At 67.7% G+C, this 23,357-nt stretch carries 30 protein-coding genes and 1 tRNA gene; 21 read left to right on the top strand and 10 right to left on the bottom strand.

Annotation, left to right across the window (positions count from 1 at the left end; all coding sequences use genetic code 11):
* Positions 1 to 31 precede the first annotated feature (31 nt).
* From VHA82_RS15055 to VHA82_RS15040, 4 genes are all read left to right on the top strand, one after another.
* The gene (locus VHA82_RS15055; protein ID WP_325545089.1) at positions 32 to 895 is read left to right on the top strand and encodes an urease accessory protein UreD; all 864 of its coding nucleotides are present in this window, start codon (positions 32 to 34) and stop codon (positions 893 to 895) included.
* A gap of 129 nt (positions 896 to 1,024) precedes the next feature.
* Complete coding sequence (locus VHA82_RS15050; RefSeq protein ID WP_325545087.1) at positions 1,025 to 1,456, top strand: hypothetical protein; 432 nt, start codon at positions 1,025 to 1,027, stop codon at positions 1,454 to 1,456.
* Positions 1,457 to 1,517: 61 nt separating this feature from the next.
* Complete coding sequence (locus tag VHA82_RS15045) at positions 1,518 to 1,724, top strand: hypothetical protein (protein ID WP_325545085.1); 207 nt, start codon at positions 1,518 to 1,520, stop codon at positions 1,722 to 1,724.
* Positions 1,721 to 1,933, top strand: a complete 213-nt coding sequence (locus tag VHA82_RS15040) for a hypothetical protein (RefSeq protein ID WP_325545083.1) — start codon at positions 1,721 to 1,723, stop codon at positions 1,931 to 1,933. The genes VHA82_RS15045 and VHA82_RS15040 overlap by 4 nt, the downstream gene beginning before the upstream one ends.
* A 125-nt stretch (positions 1,934 to 2,058) precedes the next feature.
* On the opposite strand, the gene VHA82_RS15035 is transcribed toward VHA82_RS15040, so the two are convergent.
* The 6 genes from VHA82_RS15035 to urtA all read right to left on the bottom strand — a co-directional run bounded on the left by VHA82_RS15035 (position 2,059) and on the right by urtA (position 7,905).
* On the bottom strand, positions 2,059 to 2,253 hold the full coding sequence (locus tag VHA82_RS15035; RefSeq protein ID WP_325545081.1) for a hypothetical protein: 195 nt from the start codon (positions 2,251 to 2,253) through the stop codon (positions 2,059 to 2,061).
* Positions 2,225 to 2,917: an urea ABC transporter ATP-binding subunit UrtE gene (gene urtE, locus VHA82_RS15030; RefSeq protein WP_325545079.1), complete on the bottom strand. Its 693-nt coding sequence runs from the start codon at positions 2,915 to 2,917 to the stop codon at positions 2,225 to 2,227. Before urtE ends, VHA82_RS15035 begins: the two co-directional genes overlap by 29 nt.
* Before the next feature lie 24 nt (positions 2,918 to 2,941).
* Positions 2,942 to 3,817 (bottom strand): urea ABC transporter ATP-binding protein UrtD, encoded by an 876-nt coding sequence (urtD, locus tag VHA82_RS15025; RefSeq protein ID WP_325545077.1) that lies wholly within the window; start codon positions 3,815 to 3,817, stop codon positions 2,942 to 2,944.
* Positions 3,814 to 4,950 (bottom strand): urea ABC transporter permease subunit UrtC, encoded by a 1,137-nt coding sequence (urtC, locus tag VHA82_RS15020; RefSeq protein WP_414708655.1) that lies wholly within the window; start codon positions 4,948 to 4,950, stop codon positions 3,814 to 3,816. Before urtC ends, urtD begins: the two co-directional genes overlap by 4 nt.
* Positions 4,947 to 6,515 carry an urea ABC transporter permease subunit UrtB gene (gene urtB / locus VHA82_RS15015; protein WP_325545073.1) on the bottom strand — a complete coding sequence of 523 codons (1,569 nt, stop codon included), beginning with the start codon at positions 6,513 to 6,515 and terminating at the stop codon, positions 4,947 to 4,949. The genes urtC and urtB overlap by 4 nt, the downstream gene beginning before the upstream one ends.
* 121 nt (positions 6,516 to 6,636) lie before the next feature.
* On the bottom strand, positions 6,637 to 7,905 hold the full coding sequence (gene urtA / locus VHA82_RS15010; RefSeq protein ID WP_325545071.1) for an urea ABC transporter substrate-binding protein: 1,269 nt from the start codon (positions 7,903 to 7,905) through the stop codon (positions 6,637 to 6,639).
* Between the two features lie 186 nt (positions 7,906 to 8,091).
* Between urtA and VHA82_RS15005 the strand changes: the two genes are divergently transcribed.
* The 3 genes from VHA82_RS15005 (at position 8,092) to VHA82_RS14995 (ending at position 9,399) form a co-directional block, all read left to right on the top strand.
* A complete protein-coding gene (locus VHA82_RS15005) occupies positions 8,092 to 8,700 on the top strand; it encodes a hemerythrin domain-containing protein (protein ID WP_325545069.1) in 609 nt (202 codons plus the stop codon).
* Between the two features lie 115 nt (positions 8,701 to 8,815).
* Positions 8,816 to 9,070: a type II toxin-antitoxin system CcdA family antitoxin gene (locus tag VHA82_RS15000; protein ID WP_325545067.1), complete on the top strand. Its 255-nt coding sequence runs from the start codon at positions 8,816 to 8,818 to the stop codon at positions 9,068 to 9,070.
* Positions 9,070 to 9,399, top strand: coding sequence for a CcdB family protein (locus VHA82_RS14995; protein WP_325545065.1), 330 nt, complete (start codon positions 9,070 to 9,072; stop codon positions 9,397 to 9,399). The genes VHA82_RS15000 and VHA82_RS14995 overlap by 1 nt, the downstream gene beginning before the upstream one ends.
* A gap of 13 nt (positions 9,400 to 9,412) precedes the next feature.
* Here VHA82_RS14995 and VHA82_RS14990 read toward each other — a convergent pair whose 3' ends face one another.
* Positions 9,413 to 10,399, bottom strand: coding sequence for a response regulator transcription factor (locus VHA82_RS14990; protein WP_325545063.1), 987 nt, complete (start codon positions 10,397 to 10,399; stop codon positions 9,413 to 9,415).
* Positions 10,396 to 13,854 carry a hybrid sensor histidine kinase/response regulator gene (locus VHA82_RS14985; RefSeq protein WP_414708668.1) on the bottom strand — a complete coding sequence of 1,153 codons (3,459 nt, stop codon included), beginning with the start codon at positions 13,852 to 13,854 and terminating at the stop codon, positions 10,396 to 10,398. Before VHA82_RS14985 ends, VHA82_RS14990 begins: the two co-directional genes overlap by 4 nt.
* A 70-nt stretch (positions 13,855 to 13,924) precedes the next feature.
* Here VHA82_RS14985 and VHA82_RS14980 point away from each other — a divergent pair, with 70 nt between their 5' ends.
* The 9 genes from VHA82_RS14980 to ureG are packed head-to-tail and all read left to right on the top strand — an operon-like array spanning position 13,925 to position 19,001.
* On the top strand, positions 13,925 to 14,227 hold the full coding sequence (locus VHA82_RS14980) for an urease subunit gamma (protein ID WP_325545061.1): 303 nt from the start codon (positions 13,925 to 13,927) through the stop codon (positions 14,225 to 14,227).
* Positions 14,228 to 14,240: 13 nt separating this feature from the next.
* Positions 14,241 to 14,411, top strand: coding sequence for a hypothetical protein (locus tag VHA82_RS14975; RefSeq protein ID WP_325545059.1), 171 nt, complete (start codon positions 14,241 to 14,243; stop codon positions 14,409 to 14,411).
* Positions 14,408 to 14,713, top strand: a complete 306-nt coding sequence (locus VHA82_RS14970; RefSeq protein WP_325545057.1) for an urease subunit beta — start codon at positions 14,408 to 14,410, stop codon at positions 14,711 to 14,713. The genes VHA82_RS14975 and VHA82_RS14970 overlap by 4 nt, the downstream gene beginning before the upstream one ends.
* Before the next feature lie 12 nt (positions 14,714 to 14,725).
* Entirely contained in the window at positions 14,726 to 16,444 is a 1,719-nt protein-coding gene (gene ureC / locus VHA82_RS14965) for an urease subunit alpha (RefSeq protein WP_325545055.1), read from the top strand.
* Positions 16,445 to 16,486: 42 nt separating this feature from the next.
* A complete protein-coding gene (locus VHA82_RS14960) occupies positions 16,487 to 16,768 on the top strand; it encodes a ribbon-helix-helix domain-containing protein (protein ID WP_325545053.1) in 282 nt (93 codons plus the stop codon).
* Positions 16,765 to 17,190, top strand: a complete 426-nt coding sequence (locus VHA82_RS14955; protein WP_325545051.1) for a type II toxin-antitoxin system VapC family toxin — start codon at positions 16,765 to 16,767, stop codon at positions 17,188 to 17,190. Before VHA82_RS14960 ends, VHA82_RS14955 begins: the two co-directional genes overlap by 4 nt.
* A complete protein-coding gene (gene ureE, locus VHA82_RS14950) occupies positions 17,187 to 17,723 on the top strand; it encodes an urease accessory protein UreE (protein ID WP_325545049.1) in 537 nt (178 codons plus the stop codon). The genes VHA82_RS14955 and ureE overlap by 4 nt, the downstream gene beginning before the upstream one ends.
* Entirely contained in the window at positions 17,689 to 18,357 is a 669-nt protein-coding gene (locus VHA82_RS14945; protein WP_325545047.1) for an urease accessory protein UreF, read from the top strand. Before ureE ends, VHA82_RS14945 begins: the two co-directional genes overlap by 35 nt.
* Entirely contained in the window at positions 18,354 to 19,001 is a 648-nt protein-coding gene (gene ureG / locus VHA82_RS14940; RefSeq protein WP_325545045.1) for an urease accessory protein UreG, read from the top strand. The genes VHA82_RS14945 and ureG overlap by 4 nt, the downstream gene beginning before the upstream one ends.
* Before the next feature lie 13 nt (positions 19,002 to 19,014).
* Here ureG and VHA82_RS14935 read toward each other — a convergent pair whose 3' ends face one another.
* Positions 19,015 to 19,278: a hypothetical protein gene (locus VHA82_RS14935; protein WP_325545042.1), complete on the bottom strand. Its 264-nt coding sequence runs from the start codon at positions 19,276 to 19,278 to the stop codon at positions 19,015 to 19,017.
* A 141-nt stretch (positions 19,279 to 19,419) separates the two neighbouring features.
* On the opposite strand from VHA82_RS14935, the gene VHA82_RS14930 reads away from it, so the two are divergent.
* Together VHA82_RS14930 and VHA82_RS14925 are read left to right on the top strand one after the other, a co-directional pair.
* Complete coding sequence (locus VHA82_RS14930; RefSeq protein ID WP_325545040.1) at positions 19,420 to 21,015, top strand: hypothetical protein; 1,596 nt, start codon at positions 19,420 to 19,422, stop codon at positions 21,013 to 21,015.
* Between the two features lie 74 nt (positions 21,016 to 21,089).
* Positions 21,090 to 21,177: transfer RNA gene (locus VHA82_RS14925), tRNA-Ser, on the top strand.
* Between the two features lie 27 nt (positions 21,178 to 21,204).
* On the opposite strand, the gene VHA82_RS14920 is transcribed toward VHA82_RS14925, so the two are convergent.
* Positions 21,205 to 21,414 carry a hypothetical protein gene (locus tag VHA82_RS14920; RefSeq protein WP_325545038.1) on the bottom strand — a complete coding sequence of 70 codons (210 nt, stop codon included), beginning with the start codon at positions 21,412 to 21,414 and terminating at the stop codon, positions 21,205 to 21,207.
* A 266-nt stretch (positions 21,415 to 21,680) separates the two neighbouring features.
* Here VHA82_RS14920 and VHA82_RS14915 point away from each other — a divergent pair, with 266 nt between their 5' ends.
* From VHA82_RS14915 to VHA82_RS14905, 3 genes are all read left to right on the top strand, one after another.
* Positions 21,681 to 21,947, top strand: a complete 267-nt coding sequence (locus VHA82_RS14915; protein ID WP_325545036.1) for a hypothetical protein — start codon at positions 21,681 to 21,683, stop codon at positions 21,945 to 21,947.
* A 36-nt stretch (positions 21,948 to 21,983) separates the two neighbouring features.
* Complete coding sequence (locus tag VHA82_RS14910) at positions 21,984 to 22,751, top strand: serine protease (protein WP_325545034.1); 768 nt, start codon at positions 21,984 to 21,986, stop codon at positions 22,749 to 22,751.
* Positions 22,752 to 22,865: 114 nt separating this feature from the next.
* Positions 22,866 to 23,348, top strand: a complete 483-nt coding sequence (locus tag VHA82_RS14905) for a GNAT family N-acetyltransferase (protein ID WP_325545032.1) — start codon at positions 22,866 to 22,868, stop codon at positions 23,346 to 23,348.
* Positions 23,349 to 23,357 lie beyond the last annotated feature (9 nt).

Below are 23,357 nucleotides of genomic sequence, written 5' to 3'. Positions count from 1 at the left end.
GCCTCATGGTCGAGCCGCATACACTTGGCCGATGCCCTGGAACGCGTCGATTCGCCTCGCCTATGCCGCATCGGGCGAGGGGCGCACCATTGCCCGGTTTGCCCACGAGGGGCCGCTTCGCATCCTGCAGAGTCTCCATCCGGAAGGCGCGGCCATCTGCCACAACGTGCTCGTGCACCCGCCCGGCGGCCTGGTGGGCGGCGACACGCTCGAGGTCGACGTTTCCGGACAGGAGCGCACGCACGGCCTCATCACCACGCCCGGCGCGGCGCGCTTTTACCGAAGCGAAGGCGAAGCGGCCACGCAGATCGCGCGCATTCGCCTCGCGCAGCACGCGAGGCTCGAGTGGTTGCCGCTGGAGGCGATCTACTACCCCGGCTGCGACGCCGTGAACCGGCTCGAACTCGACCTCGCGCCGGGCGGGGAGGCGTTCGGCTGGGACATCGCCGCATTGGGCCTGCCGCAGGCCAACCAGCCATTCGCACGCGGGCGCGTGCGACAGCACATCGAACTGCGCGGCGACTGGCTGGAACGCGCGAGCATCGACGCGCGCGATGCGCGGCTCCTGGACGGACCGCTCGGCTTCGCGGGGCATCGCTGCCTTGCGACGCTTTTCTTCGCCACGGGCAGCGACATGCCGCGTGCGCGGCGCGAGCTCGCGCTCGACGCCGCGCGCGAAGCGATCGAGCGCGATGCCACGCATCGCGATGGCGCCGAAACGTCCACCCGAGCTTGCATCGCCGGCGCTACCTCGCCTTCGCCGCGCGTGGTCGTCGTGCGGGCGCTCGCCCCGCTCGTGGAACCCGCCTTCGGTGTGCTCAAGGCCGTGCATCGCGCCTGGCGGCCTGCCTTGTGGGGATTGCCGCCCGTGCAGCCACGCAGCTGGACCGTGTAGGCGCTCGCCTGCAAGCAGCGTCCTACGGCGTCACCGGGTGCGCGCCGCCGCGACCCGCCAGTGCCATCCGGCAGCGATTCCCACGGTTCGGCTCCATGCTTCGTGCATTGATTTTCAAGGAGTCCGAGCATGACAACACGAGACCGCACCCGCTCGCGCAAGAGCGCGATTTCCTTCTGCGCGATCGCTTTGCTGGCCTTCGGCGCGGCGGCCGCGCAGGTTGCCACCCCCGGAACGGCGGGCATCGACGCGAGCGGCAGCTACCAGCACGAAGTGCAGTCGTGCATGAGCGGACGCACGCAGCAAGACCAGGCGACTTGCCTGCGCGAAGCGCGCAATGCCGCGGCCGACAAGAAGCACGGCGTGCTGGACACGCAAGGCGACCTCACGGCCAATGCGCTCGCGCGCTGCGATGTGTTCCAGAGCGCGGACGACAAGGCCGCGTGCCATGCGCGCGTGACCGGCCAGGGGCAGATCGAAGGCAGCGTCGCCGAAGGTGGACTCATCCGTGAGACCGAGCAGACTGTCGAGCTCGGCGCGGGACCTGCCCCGACGCGGTAACGAGGTGTAGTTCAGGCTGCGTCCTACAGGAATTCGCGCCTTTGGCGCTAGCCTTCGCGGGGTGTCACCCGTTCACGCGTTCCAGCAGCATCCGGCGGCGCTCTTCAGTGGCGCCTTGCTGGTGAGCCTGCTGGCGGCCGGCACCTTCTTCGATACGCTCGCGCTCGCGCGGGACACTCGCTTTGCGTGCGAGCGCCCTTCTTCGCAAGCAGTGGACGGCGCGCCTTCCGCGATGCAAGCGAGGCGCGAAGGAAGGAACGATTCATGACGAAAAGCAAATCGACGCCGCCGAAGGCCGATCACGGAGGCAGCACGGAAGTCACGTGGGATGGTGGCGAGGGCCGCCAGCCCTATGCGAACCAGGGGAGTGAAGAAGCGGCACCGGCGGGCGGCGGCGATGAATTCGAAGCCGGCGACCGGGGCGAGCTGTCCGGACGCACCCAGGAGCAGCTCGACGAGGTGGCGAGGAAGCCTTAGGCCTTCGGCCTTCGGCCAGGACATCAAGGAGATCGGCCTTCGCGGGCGCGGCTGCGCGCTTGATGGCGGAGTGCCGTCATCCCCGCGAAGGCGGGGATGACGGGGCGAGTCGGATTCCCCTCGCCTTACAGCACGCCGAACAGCTTCAGCAGGATGATCACCGTGAGCGGGACACCCAGCAGCCACAGAATCAAAGCCATTTGGAACTCCTTGAAGTTTTCAAGGAATCTATCGTCGGCCCCAGCCGTGCCTTGAAGGACAAGCGACACGGCCGAGGTCAGGCGGAGGCGCTCAAATGGCGACGCGTTGTCGCACGCCATCCGATTCCATGTCCTTGCCCCGGCCGCGCGCGACCACTTCGCCGCGCTCCATGACGACGTACTCGTCGGCAAGCTCGGCCGCGAAGTCGTAGTACTGCTCCACGAGCAGGATCGCCATGTCGCCGCGCTGCGCGAGCATGCGGATCACGCGGCCGATGTCCTTGATGATGCTCGGCTGAATGCCTTCGGTGGGCTCGTCCAGCACGAGCAGCTTCGGCCGCGCGGCGAGCGCGCGCGCGATCGCGAGCTGCTGCTGCTGGCCGCCCGAAAGATCGCCGCCGCGGCGGCCGAGCATCTGCTTCAGCACCGGGAAAAGTTCGAAGAGCTCGGACGGAATCGGCGTGGCCGCGCTCTTGGTTGCAAGGCCCATGCGCAAATTCTCTTCAACCGAGAGGCGCAGGAATATTTCGCGTCCCTGCGGCACGAAGCCGATGCCCGCTCGGGCGCGTTCGTAAGGCGTGGCTCGATCGATGCGCCTGCCTTCGAATTCGATCGCGCCGGTGCGAATCGGCACGAGGCCCATGAGCGCCTTGAGCAGCGTCGTCTTGCCGACGCCGTTGCGCCCGAGGATCACCGTGACCTGCCCGGCGAACGCGTCGAGGCTCACGGAGCGCAGGATGTGCGAGCCGCCGTAGTACTGATCGATGTTGCGGATGCTCAGCATCGCCGCGCTCCTCGCAGGGTTCGGTCACCGGCCAAGGTACACCTCGATCACGCGTTCGTTCGCCTGCACCTCGTCGAGCGTCCCTTCGGCGAGTACGCTTCCTTCGTGCAGCACCGTCACCTTCTCGCTGATGGTGCGGATGAAGCTCATGTCGTGCTCCACCACCATGAGCGAATGCCGGCCTTTCAGCGTGAGGAAGAGCTCTCCCGTGCGCGCGGTTTCCTCGTCGGTCATGCCCGCCACGGGCTCGTCCAGCAAAAGGAGCTTCGGGTCCTGCATCAGCAGCATGCCGATTTCGAGCCATTGCTTCTGCCCGTGGCTGAGCGTGCCCGCGAGCCGGTCCACCGCATCGGCGAGGTGGATCGTCTGCAGCACGTCGGCGAGCCGGTCGGCCTGGGCCGAGTCGAGGCGAAATCGCACCGAGGCGTACACCCCCTTGTCCGTCTTCAGCGCGAGCTCCAGGTTCTCGAACACCGTGAGCTGCTCGAACACCGTCGGCTTCTGGAACTTGCGCCCGATGCCCATCTCCGCGATCTCGGCTTCCTTGTACCGCAAGAGGTCGATCGTGCTGCCGAAGAAGACGGTGCCCGAGTCGGGCCGCGTCTTGCCGGTGATGATGTCCATCATCGTCGTCTTGCCCGCGCCGTTCGGGCCGATGATGCAGCGAAGTTCGCCCGGCGCGATGTCGAGCGAGAGCCTGTCGATCGCCTTGAAGCCGTCGAAGCTCACGCTCACGTCTTCGAGATAGAGGATGCGGCCGTGCGTGAGATCGACCTCGCCTTCCTTCACCGGGCGGGAGAACGCGGCGCTGCGCCCGCCCGACTCGGTCTTGCCCGCCACCGCGGCCGACGCATGCGCCGCCGCGCGGCGCGCGCCGTCTTCCATCTGGTCGGGCGTCACGGCCTCTTCCTTCCGAGGAGTTTCTTCGCGAGCCCCACGATGCCGTCGGGCAGGAACAGCGTGACCGCGATGAACAGCGCGCCGAGGAAGTAAAGCCAGATCTCCGGCGCGGCAACGGTGAGCCAGCTCTTCGCGCCGTTCACGACGAAGGCGCCCACGATCGGGCCGAGCAGCGTCGCGCGCCCGCCCACCGCCGCCCAGATCGCGATCTCGATCGAGTTGGCGGGACTCATCTCGCCCGGGTTGATGATGCCCACCTGCGGCACGTAGAGCGCACCCGCCACGCCGCACATGACGGCCGAGAGCGTCCAGATCGCGAGCTTGAAGGGCACCGGGTTGTAGCCGGAGAACATCACGCGCGACTCCGCGTCGCGGATCGCCTGCAGCACGCGGCCGAACTTGCTCGTGACGAGCCACCGCCCGAGCAGGAAGAACGCGAGCAGCGTCACGCCGGTCAGCACGAAGAGCACCGTGCGCGCTTCGCGCGTCTGGATCGAGATGCCCAGGATGCGCTTGAAGTCCGTGAAGCCGTTGTTGCCGCCGAAGCCGGTCTCGTTGCGGAAGAAAAGGAGCATGGCCGCGTACGTGAGCGCCTGCGTGATGATCGAGAAGTACACGCCCTTGATGCGCGAGCGGAACGCGAAGAAGCCGAACACGAAGGCGACGATCGCGGGCACGGCGACGACGAGCAGGAGCGTCGCGCCGAAGCTGCCCGAAAACGTCCAGTGCCAGGGCAGCGCCTTCCAGTCGAGAAACACCATGAAGTCCGGCAGGTCGGCGTGGTACTGGCCGTCGCGCCCGATCTGCCGCATGAGGTACATGCCCATCGCGTAGCCGCCGAGCGCGAAGAACAGGCCGTGGCCGAGCGAGAGGATGCCCGTATAGCCCCAGATCAGGTCCATCGCGAGCGCGCAGATCGCATAGCACATGATCTTGCCGATGAGCGCCACCGCATAGTCGCTCAGGTGGAACATGCTTCCTTGCGGAACCGCGAGGTGCATGAGGGGCGCGACGGCGCAGACGCACACGAGCGCGGCGAGGAAGGCCGTCCAGCCGCGCCGCGACAGCAGCGGCGCGGGCGCCGGAAGCTGCGGTGGAATCACGACAGCGGCGGGGGGCTCGCGCATCATCATGCTTCCGCGCTGCGGCCCTTCACCGCGAACAGGCCCTGCGGCCGCTTCTGGATGAAGATGACGATCAGCACGAGCACCGCGATCTTCGCGAGCACGGCGCCCGCCCAGCCTTCGATGAACTTGTTGAGGATGCCCAGCCCGAGCGCCGCATACACCGTGCCCATCAACTGGCCCACGCCGCCCAGCACGACGACCATGAACGAGTCGACGATGTAGGCCTGGCCGAGATCGGGGCCGACGTTGCCGACCTGGCTCAAGGCGCAGCCCGCGAGCCCCGCGATGCCGGAGCCGAGCGCGAACGCATAGGTGTCCACGCGCGCCGTGTTCACGCCCATGCACGATGCGATGGGCCGGTTCTGCGTCACGCCGCGCACGAACAGGCCAAGGCGCGTGCGCGCGATCAGGAATGCCATGCCGCCCAGCACGCACGCCGCGAAGCCGATGATGACGATGCGATTCCAGGGCAGTTGCAGGTTGTCCATGAGCGCCACGCCGCCGGACATCCAGCTCGGATTTTCCACGCCGACGTTCTGTGCGCCGAAGATGCTGCGCACGGCCTGCTGCAGCGCGAGGCTGATGCCCCAGGTCGCAAGCAGCGTCTCGAGCGGGCGGCCGTAGAGAAAGCGGATCACGCCGCGTTCGAGAATCGCGCCGACCAGCGCGGACGCGAAGAAAGCCACGGGCAGTGCCGCGACGAGATACCAGTCGAATGCGCCGGGCGCGTATTGCCGGAACATGCCTTGCACGACGTAAGTCGCGTAGGCGCCGATCATCATCAGCTCGCCGTGCGCCATGTTGATGACGCCCATGAGGCCGTAGGTGATCGCCAGGCCCAATGCGGCAAGCAGCAGGATCGAGCCGAGGCTGATGCCGGAGAAGACCGCGGCCGCTCGCTCGCCCCACGCGAGCGAGCTTTCCATGCGGCGCAGCGAGGAGTCGAGCGCGGCCTTCACGTCGGGCTCCTTTTCTTCCTTCAGCCGCAGCAGCAGCAGCGAGCGCGTCGCGGCGCTCTTGCTGGAGGAAAGGAGCTGCGCGGCGGCCAGGCGCTTGGCCTTGTCGGCGCTTCCCAGCAGCGCCGTGGCGCGCACGAGCGCGAGCTGCTCCTTGATGGCGGCGTCCTTTTCCGCGGCGTAGGCCTTTTCGATCAGCGGCAGCCGCGATTCGTCGGGGTCCTTCTGCAGTTCGGCGACCGCGGCGGCGCGCTGCCGCGCGTCCTTCGAAAAGAGCTTCATCGCCGCCAGCGCGGAATCGAGCTCGCCGCGCATCCGGTTGTTGCTGATCACGTCTTCGGCATCGGCAGGAAGGTCCACTGCGTTCCCGGTGACCGGATCGATGCCCTTGCCGTCCTTCACGATGAAGACTTTGCCGCCCGCGGACTTCACGGCGTCGTCGGCCAGGGCCTGCACGAAAGCGGCGGTCCGGTCGTCGCCGTGCGAGGCGGCCTTGTTCAATGCCTCGATGCGCGCGTCGGTGTCGCCCAGCGCCATGGCTTTCGCTTCGTCGGGCGTGAGGGCGTGGGCAACGCCGCTGAGGATGGTGAAGAGCGCGAGGAGGATGGCTTTCATGCGGAACGCCGGGACCTGTATTGCTCCCTCTCCCCTTTGGGGAGAGCGAAGCGAGGGGTCGGGTTGGGGTGAGGGGCCACGGGTCATCGAAGACGCGCAGCAGCCCCCCAATCGCACCGACCTACATCGACTTGCCCGCCGGCTCATCCGGCTTCTTGTCGTTGCCTTCGATGAAGGGCGACCAAGGCTTCGCCTTCACCGGCCCGGGCGTCTTCCACACCACGTTGAACTGCCCGTCGGCCTTCACCTCGCCGATGAACACGGGCTTGTGCAGGTGATGGTTCTTCGCATCCATCGTGGCCGTGAAGCCCGAGGGCGCCTTGAACGTCTGGCCGGCCATCGCGGCGATCACCTTGTCGGTATCGGTGGACTTCGCCTTCTGCACGGCCTGCGCCCACATGTGCACGCCGATGTAGGTCGCCTCCATCGGGTCGTTCGTGAGCGGCTTGTCCTTGTGGCCGGGGATGCCCTTGGCCTTCGCGTAGGCGGCCCACTTCTTCGTGAACTCGTCGTTGGTCGGGTTCTTCACCGACATGAAGTAGTTCCATGCGGCGAGGTGCCCCACGAGCGGCTTCGTGTCGACGCCGCGCAGTTCCTCCTCACCCACCGAGAACGCGACGACGGGCACGTCCTTCGCCTTCAGGCCCTGGTTGCCGAGTTCCTTGTAGAAGGGCACGTTCGAGTCGCCGTTGATGGTGGAGATCACGGCCGTCTTCTTGCCTTCGGCGGAGAACTTCTTGATCTTGCCGATGATCGTCTGGTAGTCGGAGTGGCCGAACGGCGTGTACTCCTCCATGATGTCCGCATCGGCGATGCCCTTGCTGTGCAGGAACGCGCGCAGGATCTTGTTCGTGGTGCGCGGGTAGACGTAGTCGGTGCCGAGCAGCACGAAGCGCTTCGCGCCGCCGCCTTCCTTGCTCATCAGGTATTCGACCGCGGGAATCGCCTGCTGGTTCGGCGCGGCGCCGGTGTAGAACACGTTCTTGGAAAGCTCCTCGCCTTCGTACTGCACCGGGTAGAAGAGCAGGCCGTTGAGTTCCTCGAAGACCGGCAGCACCGACTTGCGCGACACCGACGTCCAGCAGCCGAACACGACCGCCACCTTGTCCTGCGTGAGGAGTTGCTTCGCCTTCTCGGCGAAGAGCGGCCAGTTGGAAGCCGGGTCCACGACCACGGGTTCGAGCTTCTTGCCGAGCACGCCCCCCTTGGCGTTGATCTCGTCGACGGCCATGAGGACGGTGTCCTTCAGAACGGTCTCCGAGATGGCCATGGTGCCGGAGAGGCTGTGCAGCACGCCGATCTTGATGGTGTCGGCGGCGAACGCGCTGGTGCCGGCGGCCGCGAACGCGGCAGCGGCGGCGAGCGCCTTGAGGGTGAAGCGGCGTTGCATGGAAAGCTCCTGGGTGAGTGAAAAGAATTGCAGCTCCATGCTAGGCACGGGCCGCTGCCCGGCCTATACGACACATGGCGTACGGAGCCGACACGGGCCCCCGTCCGACAGCCGCGGCAGGCGAGCCGGGGTCCAATCTGGCCATCCGTATTCGCGAACGGAGTTCGCGCCGAAAGGAAAACCGCCATGGGCGACTCGCTGCTGAGCCGGCTCGCGCCGAGCATCACCAACATGATCCGCGTGGACCACACGCACGTGCAGACCGCGATCCGCCAGTACGAAGTGGCTTCGTCCATGCGCGTGAAAAAGGGCATCGCCGACAACATCTGCCTCGCGCTCGAAATCCATTCGCAGCTCGAGGAGGAGATCTTCTATCCCGCGCTTCGCCTCGTGTCGGACACGGAGACATTGCGCAAGGCCGGGCCGGAGCACAACGAAATGCGCGAGCTGATCGCGCGGCTGCGCGCGATGCAGGCTTCCGATGCGGCCTTCGACGACACGTTCTACGCATTGGCGCGCGTCGTGATGCACCACGTGGCGGACGAGGAAACGATCCTGCTGCCGTGCGCCGAACGGCTGCTGTCCGATCGCCTGGGCGAGATGGGGGCGGAGATGACGAAGCGCCGCTTCGAGCTCACCGCCCCGCGCACCGGTGAACTCGCGGGCAGCGTCGCGCGGTCCATGAGCGTGGGCACCGTGATCGCCGCCGCGGGCGCGCTCGCCGCGGGCGGGTGGCTGCTCACGCGCGGACGCACGGCTGATCGGCCCTGGTCGCACCGCATCTGGTCGCGCTGAAGCGCGCGAAGGTTGCGCGTGTCGCCTGCAGGCTACCGACAGGATCGAGCGCCTCTCCATGCCGCCGCGGGCGGCGATCTTGACCGTCAGCCGAGGTCTGCGCATAATCATGCGCATGGCACCACGCCCCCCCTCTTCCGGCGACCGCAAGCGCGCGGTGAATCTCACGCTCAGCGAAGATCTCGTGGCGCAGAGTCGGCACTTCACGCCGAACCTGTCCGCGACTGTCGAGGAGTTGCTGGCTGCTTACGTTGTCGACCAGCGTGCCGCGCATGAGGCGCGCCGGCGGATGGCTCAGGCATGCGCCGCTGAATGGAACGCCGTCATCGACCGCGTGGGTTCATTCGCCGACGAGCACGTCAACCTGTAGTGGCGCAGTTCGATGTTCACGCCAACAAGGGCGCGTTGCGGGATTCGATTCCCTATGTCGTCATCGTTCAGTCCTCGCTCTTCGACGACTACCGCAGGCGCGTCGTGGTCCCGCTGGTCCGCAAGAGCGTGGCCGCGGGCCAGCCTTCCGCGCTGCGGGCGCGAGTCAATCCCGTCTTCAAGGTTCGCAACACCGAAGTCGTTCTCCATCCGCTGGATATCGTTTCGGTGTCCGTCGATCAGCTGGGCTCGCGCGTCGGCTCGCTTGCCGAGCAAGGTCAGGCGATCGCCGATGCGCTGGATGAAGTGCTGACGCGCTCCTGGGGCTAGGGGGAAGTCCTCCCTACCCCTCGAACTGCGGATGCAACTGCCGGATGCGATTCATCGCCATCGCGGCTGCTGCCGTCCGCGTCTCCACGCCGAGCTTCGCGAAGACCCGCTCGAGATGCTTCTTCACCGTCGCCGGGCTCGCACCGACGATGTCCGCGATGTCGCGGTTGATCTTGCCCTTCACCACCCAGTAGAGCACCTCGGCCTCGCGCGCGGTCAGCTTGAAGGCGAGCGACATCGACGCGATGACCGCCGCGTCCGACACTTCACGCATCACGATCAGCCAGTCGCCGTCTTCGTCCTGGTCGCCCGTGCGCTGATGCAAACGGATCGAAAGCCGCTTCGCGCCCAGCTCCGCCGTGAGCTTCGGCGGCTCGATGTTGCGTTCGGCCTCCGGCAGGTGCCGGCGCAGCCACTCGAGGATCGGCCGCGGCGTGGCCGGCGCGCTCGTGCCGTAGTAGCGCAGCAGCAGCTCGCGCGCGAGCGGCGTCTGCCACATGAGGCGCCCGTCGGCCGGCCGCACCGTGATGCTCGCATAGCCGAACGCATCGAGCGCATTGCGCGCCTGGCGCGCGAGCCGCGCGGCTTGCAGATGCACGCTCATTCGCGCGAGCACCTCCTTCGGCCGGATGGGCTTCGTCACGTAGTCGACCCCGCCGGCTTCGAGCGCGGCCACGAGATGCTCGGTATCCGTGAGCCCCGTCATGAAGATGATCGGCACATGCGATGTGGCCGCATCGGCCTTCATGCGGCGCGCGACTTCGAAGCCATCGATGCCGGGCATCATGGCATCCAGCAGCATGATGTCGGGGCTCGCCTGCGCGGCGCGCTGCAACGCGGCCTCGCCGCTGGTCGCCACGAGCACGGTGTAGCCCGAGGCATCGAGCGCATCGTGCAGCAGCGAGACGTTGTCGGGAACGTCGTCGACGACGAGCACGATGTCGGTATCGGCGCGCCCAGGCGCGCCCCGGCGCGTGATGGATTCGAATACGGCGCTCATTGCAGGTCCCTCTCTTTCGTGTGTTGTGCATGGGGCGCGCGGCCGAGCTCGCTCGCGATTGCTTCGAAGCGGAATTGCCGCGCCAGCTCGCGCATCGCGCAAACGAATCCGGCGCACTCCGGCTCGGCGGCCTCGATCGCATCGAGCTGCGCGAGGATGCCGCGGTAGTACCCGAGCTGCACCGCCTCGTCGAGCGGCGCGAGCCGGTCCGCGCGGGGCCAGGTCCACGACCCGCGTTGCGCCGCGATGGGCGGCGCGGACGCGGCATCGATCCATACGAGTTCGAGACGCCGCTCGAGCCAGTCGAAGAGCTCCGCATGCCGCACCGGCTTCAGGATGAAGTCCTCGGGGAGGATGCCCGCATCGTTTTCCAGTGTGCGGTCGAAGGCATTGGCCGAGACGATCGCGACTTTCGTGTTCGCAAGCGGCGCAAGACGCCTCGCGCGCCGGATCGTCTCCCAGCCGTCGATGCCGGGCATCGCCAGGTCCACGAGCATCGCATCCGGAACGAGGCCCGCCGCGAGCAGGTCGAGCGCATCGTGTCCGCTCGCGGCCGTACGCAATTCGAAGCCGATGGGCGCAAGCAGATGCACGAGCAGTTCCCGGTCCGCCTCTTCGTTGTCGACGACGAGCAGCTTGCGCCGCGCGCCCGCGTAGGCACGGCGCGGCGGCGTGCGGCGCGGCGCGGGCGCGGCGGCGCCATGCACTTCGGGCAGGAAGAGCCGCACGCGGAAGACGCAGCCTGCGCCCGGCGTGCTGGCCGCGGTCAGCTCGCCGCCCATCAGGTCCGCGAGCATGCGCGCGATGGTGAGGCCCAGGCCCGCGCCCGGCGCGCTGTTCGCGCGCGAGAAGGGTTCGAAGACCTGCGACAGTTCCTCGGGCGTCATGCCCGGGCCGGTGTCCTCGATCTCGATCTGCGCGAGTTCGCGCTGGTGCTTCACGCGAAAGACGACGTGGCCCTTCGAAGTGAACTTGATCGCGTTGCCGAGCAGGTTGATGAGGATCTGCCGGACGCGCTTCTCGTCCGCGCGCACGACTTCGGGCAAGGCGCCTTCGATGTCGAAGCGGAACGCGAGCCCCTTCGAAGCGGCCTGCAGCTCGAAGAGGCTCGCCATCTCGTGCACGCAGTCGGCAAAGCGCATCGGCCGCGCCGCGAGGGTGAGCTTGCCCGCCTCGATGCGCGCGATGTCGAGCGTGCCTTCGATGAGCGAGAGCAGATGCTCGCCCCCGCGCTTGATCACGTCGACCGCGTGCCGGCGCTGTGGCGGCACGCCCGGGTCTTCTCCCATGAGCTGCGCATAGCCGAGGATGCTGTTGAGCGGCGTGCGCAGCTCGTGGCTGATCGCGCTGATGTAGCGGCTCTTGGCCTGATTGGCCTGCTCGGCCTGGCGCTTGGCCTCCTGCAGCGCGCGGTCCGTGAGGCGGTGCGATTCGATCTCGCGCATGAGGAGGTGCGTCTGGCGGTTCGATTCCTCCTGCGCGACCTGCCGGCTCTTGTGCGCGAGCACGAGCCACCACGCGACGATGCCCGACACGAGCAGCATCGCGACGTACGTGCGGGCAAAGCCCGCGCGTTGCGTGACCTCCAGCAGCGCGGCGAGAAGCGGCACGATGAAGACCATGAGCAGCGTGAAGTGGCCGACGCCGCTGTCGAGGAAGGGCCACGCACGCTTCGGCAGCAGGCAGCGCAGCGCTGCGGTCCATTGCGAGGAGAGGCTCGCGCCGGGCTTGCACAAGTCGCCGCAGCGCGCATCGAGCGTGCAGCACAGAGAGCAGATCGCGCCCTGGTAGGCCGGGCAGTGGGCCATGTCGGGCGATTCGTATTCGCGCTCGCAGATGACGCAGCGGTGCGTGGCGGCGGGCGGAGCTGCTGCGTCATTCCCGCGGAGGCGGGAATCCAGGGCGTTCGGGACATGGGAGCCTTCGCTCCCCGCCTTCGCCGGGACGACAGGGTTGCGCGCGATGTAGTACTTCCCCTTCGTCGCCCACGCGATCAGCGGCGCGGCCGCGAACGCCACGCCCATTGCGATCAGCGCCGAGAACGCCTGCGGACCCGGGCCGAACGCGCCCAGCCGCGCGCTGATCGCAAGAACCGACGCGAGCGCCATCGAGCCCACGCCGACCGGGTTGATGTCGTAGAGATACGCCCGCTTGAACTCCACGCCCGGGGGCGACAGGCCGAGCGGCTTGTTCACCACGAGATCGGCCACCACGGCCATCATCCACGCGATCGCGATGTTCGAGTAGAGCCCGAGCACGTCCCCGAGCGCCTGGAACACGTTCATCTCCATCAGCATGAAGGCGATGGCGGTGTTGAAGACGACCCACACCACGCGGCCCGGATGGCTGTGCGTCACGCGCGAGAAGAAGTTCGACCACGCGAGCGAGCCCGCGTACGCGTTGGTGACGTTGATCTTCAGCTGCGAGATCACGACGAAGAACGCCGTGGCGGCCACGGCCCAGCCGTAGCGCGGGAACACGTACTCGTACGCCGCGAGGTACATCTGGTTGGGATCGACCGCGCGATCGGGCGGGACCATGTGCGAGATCGCGAGGTAGGCAAGCAGCGCGCCGCCGAGCATCTTCGCGATGCCGACGAGGACCCACCCCGGGCCGCCGGCGAGCACGCCGAACCACCACCACTTCGCGTTCGCGGCCGTCTTCGCCGGCATGAAGCGCAGGTAGTCCGCCTGTTCCCCCATCTGCGTGATGAGAGCGATGCCGACCGTGAGCGCGGCACCGAAGAGGTGCAGGTCGAAGCCGGCCGCGTCGGCCCGCTCACCGGCATAGTGCAGCACGCCGTCGAACGCACCCGGATCGCGCAGCATGACGTAGACAAAGGGGACAACCAGCATCACGAGCCAGACCGGCTGCGTCCACACCTGCAGCCGGCTGATGGCGGAGACGCCGTGCGCGACGAGTGGGATCACCACCAGCGCGCACAGCAGATAGCCCCACGTCGGCGGGATGTCCCAGGCCAGCTCCAGGGCATAGGCCATCACGGCCGCTTCCAGCGCGAAGAAGATGAAGGTGAAGGAGGCGTAGATGAGCGACGTGAGCGTCGAGCCGATGTAGCCGAAGCCCGCGCCGCGCGTGAGCAGGTCCATGTCGACGCCGTAGCGCGCCGCGTAGATGCTGATGGGAAGCCCCGCGAGGAAGATGATGAGCCCGGTCGCGAGGATTGCGGCGAGCGCGTTGACGAAGCCGTACTGCACCATCAGCGTGGCGCCGACCGCCTCGAGGATCAGGAACGACGCCGCGCCGAACGCCGTGTTGGCCACGCGCAAGGCCGACCACTTGCGAAAACGCTGCGGCGTGTAGCGAAGCGCGTAGTCCTCCATCGTCTCGCTGGCCACCCAGCTGTTGTAGTCGCGCCGGACCTTCACCACCTGCTGCGGTGCGCGGTCGGCCTCGGGGACGATGGGAATCACGGCGCTCACGCCGGGGCAGTGCAGGTTCCGTGCCTGCAATGCGTCCTTTGGCGTATACCCCGATGCCCGCCTTGCACTAAGATGGTTCGCCACCATGGAACTCACACCGCGCGAGAAGGACAAGCTGCTGCTCTTCACCGCCGCGCTGCTCGCGGAGCGCCGCCGCGCGCGCGGGCTGAAGCTGAACTATCCGGAAGCGGTGGCGCTCATCTGCGCCGCGGTGATGGAGGGCGCGCGCGACGGCCGCACGGTGGCGCAGCTCATGTCCGAGGGACGCGCGATCCTCTCGCGCGCCGACGTGATGGAAGGCGTCGCCGAGATGATCCCCGAAATCCAGGTGGAAGCGACGTTTCCCGACGGCACCAAGCTCGTGACCGTCCACCAGCCGATCGTTTGAGGAGCCGAACCCCATGAAGACGAAGTACATCGCCGCCTTGCTTTCCTGCACCGCCGCCTGCACGGCGTGGGCCCACGAGGGCCACGGCGCGCCGCCTTTTCACTGGCACGCGACGGATACCGCCGGCTTCGTGCTGGTGATGGTCCTCGCCGCGATCGCGGTCTGGCTCGCGAGCGGCAAGTGATCCCGGGCGAGCTGATCACCGGCGGGCCGGACCTCGCGCTCAACCCCGGGCGCCGCACGATCACGCTCGTGGTGCAGAACACGGCCGACCGGCCGATCCAGGTCGGCTCGCACTATCACTTCGCGGAAACGAACGGCGCACTGCGATTCGACCGCGACGCGGCGCGCGGCATGCGCCTCAACATCGCCTCGGGCACCGCCGTGCGGTTCGAGCCGGGGCAGCAGCGCACCGTCGAACTCGTCGACTACGCGGGAACGCGCGAAGTCCACGGCTTTCGCGGCCTCGTGCAGGGAAGGCTCTGAAAGGCTCGGACCATGGCGACCATCGGACGGCGCGCGTATGCGGAGATGTTCGGCCCCACGACAGGCGACCGCGTGCGGCTCGCCGACACCGACCTCGTGATCGAAGTCGAGGACGACTACACGCTGCGCGCCGGCGGCTACGGCGAGGAAGTGAAGTTCGGCGGCGGCAAGACGATCCGCGATGGGATGGCGCAGTCGCAGCTCGCGCGTTCGCAGGGCACGGCCGACACGGTGCTCACCAATGCCCTCATCCTCGATCACTGGGGCATCGTGAAGGCCGACATCGCCCTGAGGGACGGCCGCATCGCCGCCATCGGCAAGGCGGGCAACCCCGACACGCAGCCGGGCATCGACATCCTGATCGGCCCCGGCACGGAGATCGTGAGCTGCGAAGGCGCGATCGTCACGGCGGGCGGCATCGACACGCACATCCACTTCATCTGCCCGCAGCAGATCGAGGAAGCGCTCGCCTCGGGTATCACGACGATGTTCGGCGGCGGCACCGGCCCCGCGACCGGCACGTTCGCGACCACCTGCACGCCCGGCGCGTGGCACATCGAACGCATGCTGCAGGCCGCCGACGCCTTCCCGATGAATCTCGGCTTCATGGGCAAGGGCAACGCGAGCCTGCCGCAGGGGCTTCGCGAGCAGATCGATGCGGGCGCGATCGGCCTGAAGCTGCACGAGGACTGGGGCACGACGCCCGCGGCCATCTCCAACTGCCTGGACGTGGCCGAGGAGACCGACACGCAGGTCGCGATCCACAGCGACACGCTGAACGAATCGGGCTTCGTCGAGAACACGATCGCAGCAACGCAGGGACGATCCATCTGCGCGTTCCACACCGAAGGCGCCGGCGGCGGCCACGCGCCCGACATCCTGAAGGTGGTCGGCGAGGCGAACTTCCTGCCGTCCTCCACCAACCCCACGATGCCCTACACCGTCAACACGCTCGACGAGCACGTCGACATGCTGATGGTGTGCCATCACCTCGACCCGTCGATCCCCGAGGACCTCGCGTTCGCCGAAAGCCGCATCCGCAAGGAGACGATCGCGGCCGAGGACGTACTGCACGACCTGGGCGCCATCAGCATGTTCTCCTCCGACTCGCAGGCGATGGGCCGCGTGGGCGAGGTGATCCTGCGCTGCTGGCAGACGGCGCACAAGATGAAGCTGCAGCGCGGCAAGCTGGAAGGCGACGGCGAGGCCCACGACAACTTCCGCGCGAAGCGCTACGTCGCCAAGCTCACGATCAACCCGGCGATCGCCCACGGCATCAGCCACGAGGTGGGCAGCATCGAGCCGGGCAAGTGGGCCGATCTCGTGGTGTGGAAGCCCGCCTTCTTCGGCGTGAAGCCCTCGCTCGTCATCAAGGGCGGCAGCATCGCGATGGCGGCGATGGGCGACGCGAACGCATCGATCCCGACGCCGCAGCCCGTGCACTACCGGCCGATGTTCGGCGCCTTCGGCGGCGCGCTCGCGAAGAGTTCGCTCACCTTCGTCTCGCAGGCCGCGGCCCGGGCCGGCGTCGCCGAACGCTACGGGCTCGCGAAGACGGTGGCCGCGGTGCGCGGCATCCGCGGCGTGCGCAAGCACCATCTCGTGCACAACGGCTATGCGCCGCGGATGGAGATCGACGCGCAGACCTATGCCGTGCGGGCGGACGGACACCTCCTCACCTGCGAGCCGGCAAAAGTGCTGCCGATGGCGCAGCGGTATTTCCTGTTCTGAAGCGCTGCAATACGGTCGGCTCGTCCGTATTACAATTGCCGCATGACACTGACCGTCCGCCTGCCCGAACCTCTCGAGGACGCCCTGGAGAAATACAGCGCCTCGCACGGCGTGACGAAGAGCCACGTGGTCCAGGAGGCATTGGCCGCCTACATCGTGAGCTCCGCCGGCACCGGCAAGAAGCTCGGCGACGGCAAGGTGAGCGACACGTACCGCGCGCTGAAGAAGGCGGGATTGATCGGCTGCTTCAGCGGCGACGGCGTGAGCGCGACGAAGGATGTCGTGCGCAGGAAGATCCTCGAGCGTCTGAAGAGGCCCCGTTGAGGGCCGCCACGCGGGCAGGCGTGCTGCTGGATACAGGCGTGTTCGTCTCGCTGCTGGACGAAAGCGCGCCCGGTCACGACGACGCGATGCGCTGGCTCGCGGCCTCGAGCGCGCGCCTGCACACGGTGGAAGCGGTGCTCACGGAAACCGCGTTCTTCCTGCCTCACCGGCAGCGCGCCGCGGTCGCCGACTTTGTGGAGGTCGGCAAGGTGGTCGTGCATCACCATGACTCGGCGGCGTACCGCCGGATCGCGGCCATCCTGCGCAAGTACGCGGACCTCGGCCCCGACTGGGCCGACGCGTCGCTTGTCTGGCTCGCCGAGCAAAGCGGCATCCACCACATCGCGACCTTGGACGTGCGGGACTTCTCCACGTACCGCATCCACGGCCGCAGCAAGTTCCTGCTGGAGACGATCGCATGATCCACGTGACGAAGCTTCTTCCGCAGGGCCGGGGGCTCGCCTCCGCTTTGCTCAAGCGGGCCGCCTGCGTCGAACTCGACTGGGACGTGCGGCAGAAAAGCCGTTTCGACGCGACCGATTCCGAGGGCCGCACGCTCGGCGTGTTCCTTGCGCGCGGCACCGTCGTGCGCGGCGGCGACGTGCTCGTGGCCGAGGACGGCTCGCTCGTTCGCGTCGTTGCCGCGGCGCAGCCCGTGATGATCGTCACGCACGTGGGCGACTGCGGCACGCCGTTCGACCTCGTGCGCGCGGCCTATCACCTCGGCAACCGGCACGTACCCGTCGAACTGAAGGCGGATCACCTGAAGATCGAGCCCGACCACGTGCTCGCGGACATGCTGCGCAACCTGCATCTCGTCGTGAACGAAACGCGAGCGCCCTTCGAGCCGGAAGGCGGCGCCTACGGCACGCACGGCACTCACGATCACGGGCATTCGCACGGCGATCACGGGCACGACCATGACCACGACCACGGCGGCCACCATCACCACTGACGCCGCGCTTCTGAGGCTGCTGTGGCTCGCCTCGCCCGCGCTGCCGGTGGGTGGCTTCTCCTATTCAGAAGGCCTCGAAGCGGCCGTCGACGCGGGACTCGTCGCGAACGAGGAACAGGCGGGCGCATGGCTTGCCGACCAGCTGCATCTCGTGCTCGCGCGGTCCGACATGGCGGTGGTCGCACGCGCGGTGGAGGCCTGGCGCACCGCCGACTCCGGCACGATCCGCGAACTCGACACGTGGGTGCGCCGCACGCGCGAGACGAGCGAATCGAAGCTGCAGAGCGAACAGATGGGCCGCTCGCTCGCGCAACTCGTCCTCGCCCCGCAGGACGATCTCACCTATCCGGTCGCGTTCGCGCTGGCGGCATCGCCTTGCACGTCGAGCGTGCGCGAGATCGCGCTGGCCTTCGCCTTCTCCTGGGCCGAAAACATGATGCAGTCCGCGATCAAGGCGGTGCCGCTCGGCCAGGCGGCCGGCCAGCGCATCCTCGCTCGTCTCGCCCGGGAGATTCCCGCGGCCGTCGATCATGCGCTTGCGCTGCAGGATGCCGACCGCCAATCGTTCGCCCCCATGCTCGCCATCCTGTCCTCGCGTCACGAGACGCAATACTCCCGCCTCTTCCGCTCATGAACACGCCGCACGCCATCCCCGCTCGCGCCAAGAAACTGCCGCCGCTGCGCGTGGGCATCGGCGGCCCGGTGGGCTCCGGCAAGACGACGCTGCTGGAGATGCTGTGCAAGGCGATGCGCGACCGCTACGACCTCATCGCGATCACCAACGACATCTACACGAAGGAAGACCAGCGCCTCCTCACCGTGAGCGGCGCGCTGCCCGCGGAGCGCATCATGGGCGTGGAAACCGGCGGCTGTCCGCACACGGCGATCCGCGAGGACGCGTCGATCAATCTCGAGGCGATCGACCGCATGCTGCGCGACTTTCCCGATGCGGACATCGTGTTCGTGGAGTCCGGCGGCGACAACCTCGCCGCGACTTTCAGCCCCGAGCTGTCGGACCTCACGATCTACGTGATCGATGTCGCGGCCGGCGAGAAGATCCCGCGCAAGGGCGGGCCGGGCATCACCAAGAGCGATCTCTTCGTCATCAACAAGACCGATCTCGCGCCCTACGTCGGCGCCGACCTCGGCGTGATGGAGGCCGACACGAAGCGCATGCGGCGCGACAAACCTTATGTGATGACGAATCTCAAGAAGGGCAGCGGGGTCGGCGAAGTGGTGGAATTCATCGAACGCAAGGGGCTGCTCACCGCGGCGTGAGCAAGGCACCGCTTCAGCCGTCGGCCTCGGGATGCGATTCGGCTTCCCTGGCCTTGCGCGCGCCCCGGATGTTGAGTGCGGCAAGCCCGACCTGCAGTCCGACCAGCGCGAACGCGTGGTCGTGCAGGCCCCATGCGATCCAGAGCGCGTTGCTGCCGAGAAAGGTCCAGAACCCCCAGTTGCGCAGCGCGGCGTGCCGCGAACCCACGAGCCAGGCGGCGAGCAAGGTCGCCGCCATCGCGGGCCACTGCAGCTGGTCGATCCATTCCGCTTCCATCTTCGGTCGTGCTGGGCGATGCGCTCACGCAGAGCAACGAAGCTAGCACGCGTGCGCCTGGAGCTTGCGTAGGACGCCGTCGGCTGATCGCTGCTCACGGCAGGTCATTTCGCAGACCGAACGGCGTATGCTGCTGGCCTCATGAGCCGCGTTCATTCCCATCGTGTCCTCGCCCTCGCCCTCGCCCTCGCCCTCGTTATTGCTGCCGCGCTGGCCGGTTGCGGCGGCGGTGGTGGTGGCGGCGGCGGTGGCGGCACCCCCGGCGGCCCCGTTGCAGGTCCGGACGGGCCCGCATGGTGGGGCTTCGGCCGCGACGCGCAGCACACCGCCGTGAGTGCGATCGCCTCGCAGGATCTCGGGCGCATCACGTGGTCCACGCCGGTCGACGAGGCGCCGCAGTACACGTCCGGCGGCGCGCTGCTCGCGCACTACGGCTCGCCCGTCGTCACGAGCCACAACACGATCGTGATCCCGGTGAAGACCGGCGCGACCGGCGGCTTTCGCGTCGAGGCGCGTTCCGGCCTGGACGGCGGGGTCTGGTGGTCCGCGGCCACCGACTATGTGATGCCCAGCCACACCTGGGTGCCGAGCTACAACGTCGTGCTCACGTCCTCGGGCCGCCTCTACGCGCCGGGCGCCGGCGGCAAGCTCCTCATGCGCGACAACGCCGAGTCCGCGGGCGCGACGTTCCAGCCGATCGTCTTCTACGGCGCTGCCGCGTACAACGCCGATCCGGCCAGCTACAACCAGAAGGTCTTCATCGACACGCCGCTCGTGGCCGATGCGAACGGCAACGTCTTCTTCGGCTTCATCGCGAAGGGCGCGACCGCCGCCGGTCTCGCGAGCGGCATCGCGCGCGTGGCGGCCGACGGCAGCGGCACCTGGGTCTCGGCCGCGGCGGCGAGCGGCGATACCGCGATCAGCAAGCCCGCGATGAATAGCGCGCCCGCGCTGTCGGCGGACGGCTCGACGCTCTACGTCGCGGTGAACACGGACCCGCCGCAGGGACAGATCCAGACCGGCTACCTCCTCGCGCTCGACAGCACCACGCTCGCCACGAAGGCGAAAGTGGCGCTCACCGACCCGCTGTCGGGCGTGCCCGCGCGCGTGAGCGACAACGGCACGTCATCGCCCGCCGTGGGGCCCGATGGGCGCGTCTTCTTCGGCGTGCTCGAAGCGAGCTTCGCCACGCACAACGGCCGCGGCTGGCTGCTGCAGTTCGACGCGCAGCTGCATGCCGCGGGAGTGCCCGGGAGTTTCGGCTGGGACGTGACGCCGAGCGTGATCCCGGCGTCGATGGTGCCGCTTTATTCGGGCACGTCCGCCTACCTGCTCGCGCTCAAGTACAACAACTACGAGGACGTCGGCACCGGCGACGGCCTGAATCGCCTGGCCGTGCTCGACCCGAAGGCGAGCCAGACGGATACGGTCGGCTCGGGCGTCGCCGTGATGCGCGAGGTGATCACCGTGCTTGCGCCGACGCCCGAGTCGCCGGGCGCGAGCGAGCGCAAGGAGTGGTGCATCAACACGATGGCCGCCGACCCCGCGCGTCACTCGCTGCTCGCGGGCGCCGAGGACGGCGTGCTCTACCGGTGGGATCTCTCGACGAACACGCTGAGCCAGTCGATTCGCCTGTCCAGCGGGATCGGGGAGGCCTACACACCCACGGTGATCGGCGCCGATGGCGCGGTCTATGCGATCAACAATGCGCGGCTCTTCTCGATCCGGACGAACTAGAATCGGATCATCCCCCGGCAAACCGTGGCTGCGAGTGGCTGAAGGCGCCGGGGGGTGCTGAAAAAACCGTTGCGGGAAGAGTGGCAGAGCGGTCGATTGCACTGGTCTTGAAAACCAGCGATGGGAAACCATCCGTGAGTTCGAATCTCACCTCTTCCGCCAGGCACATCGAGGCTTCACGAACCGAGCTCATCCCTGCGGGGGCGTTTGCTCGTCCACCCGCGACGCGCGCAATACGCTGATGAGCAGATCGTCCGTCTTTCGGCGCAGTGCCTTCGCATGCGCCTGCACCTCCGCCGAAGGCTCGGGATGACCGTCCTTGAAGTGAGCATCGAACATCGCCGACACTCTCGCCTCGGCCTGCGTCGCGAGCTTGTCCGCAGCGCGCCACGCATTCACGGCGGCTCTCATTCGTTCGGGCATCGGCCATGTTAGTTCATCGACCTCTCCCGCGCGGACCGTCTGTCGCGTTTCTCCTCGGGCAACACAGCGCGTGACGATGCCGGCGCGGCGCTGCAGCGCCGCCGCACCCCGGCAGCAAATAAAGTTCGGGCAGCGCGCGAAGGCGGTGCATGATGTGCGGGCGTTGCGCTTCGCAACGGCAGCCCCGGAGTGCAATCATCGAATCCATCCACGTCGCCGTCTGGCTTGTCATCGGCGCAGCCGTGAGTTGGATCGCAACCCTGCTCAAACCCTCTGCCGACCGCATCGTCTTCCTGGAGACGATGGCCGTGGGCATCTTCGGCTCATTCGCCGGGGGCGAATTCATCTCGGCCCTGTTCAGGGGCGGCGTCCGGGCCGCGCCCGCGGACATCTCCATGGGCTCGCTCACGCTGGCTGTCGGGACCTCTCTGGTGGCCGTCCTGCTGCTGTGGTGGATGCGCCGGCTCGTCGGGCCCCTGCGCAGCGGAAAGCCCAAGCGCGGCCGCTGAAGGGGATTCGCGCCGGACATGACGGACGCTCTGTTTTTGAGCACGACCCGGATCGCGACCTATCGCGGCCGGCAATCGCTCACCGGCGCGACGGCTTTCTTCTTCGAACGCGACGGCCGGCTCTACGCGGTCACGAGCCGTCACGTCCTGCACGATCCGGCAAGCGGCCATTTTCCGGATCGTGTCGAACTGACGCTGCATCTGGACGAGCGCAATCTCACGCGAACGGCGCTCTTCTCGGTGCCTCTGTACGCCGATGAACGCGCCGTGTGGCGCCAGGGAGTCGATTCTCAAGGGGAAGTCGACGTCGCGGTGATCGAACTGCATCCGGACGCCATCGGAGGCGAAGCGGCGATCCGGCCTTTCCGGCCCGAGCACCTGCGCATCCCCGAGTCCGGCGTGGCCGCGGGCGAGCCCCTGCTGGTCGTGGGCTTTCCGCTCGGCTTCTACGACACGGTGCACCACCTGCCCGTGGTGCGCCACGCGATTGTCTCGTCGGCGTTCGGCGTGCGCTTTCAGGGCCAGGGATACTTTCTCACCGACGGCCGGCTGCATCGCGGCTCCAGCGGCTCGCCCGTCCTCATGCGGCGCCCGGCGGACACGGGCGCGATGCCCTGGGTGCTGCTCGGCGTGCACTCCTCGCGCATGGACGTCGGCACGCGCGATCAGGAGCAGGACGAGTCGCTCGGCCTGAACTGCGCGTGGTATGCCGACATGCTGATGACGCTCACCGCGATCGACGCCAGCCCGAATCCGGCGGCTTCGGGGCCGCGCCAGGCCAAGGCCACGGGGCGCTCGACCTGAAGCCGGGCCGACGGTCTCGACGACCCCGCAAGTCACTCGGACCGCAGGTTCGAGTCGACAATGGCATCATTGCCTGAACCACGTCTTGCGATAGACACTCACGAACGAAATTCCATGCCGAATGACGCCCTCATCCTGCGCATCGCCCGCGCGGCCGATGCGCAATTGCTTTCGGCGATGACGCGCGAATACATCGAGCCGGGCCTTCAGCCGCGCTATTCGCCGCAACGCATCGCCCGGCTGATTGCCGACCGCGAGACGATCGCGCTCGTTGCCGACGACGGCGCGCTCGTGCAAGGCTTCGCCGTGATGTCTTTCGGAGACGAACGCGCCCACCTTCTGCTGCTGGCCGTGCGGCCGCGGCTGCGGCGTGCGGGCATCGGTCGGCGCCTCGTCGAATGGCTGCTGGAGTCCGCGCTTGTCGCGGGCATCGCTTCCGTTCACCTCGAACTGAGGGCCGACAACGAAGCCGCCCGCCACTTCTACCGGCGTCTCGGTTTCGGTGAAACGCTCACCGTGCCCGGCTACTACGAAGGGCGCATCGACGCCCTGCGGATGATGCGGGTGCTGCGCAATCCGCGCACTCAGAAGCTGTAGCTTTCGCCG

Source organism: Ramlibacter sp. (assembly GCF_035548915.1).
Taxonomy (GTDB): Bacteria; Pseudomonadota; Gammaproteobacteria; order Burkholderiales; family Burkholderiaceae_C; genus Ramlibacter.
Note: the sequence above shows the minus strand (reverse complement) of the source record. Positions and strands in the feature narration are given on the sequence as shown.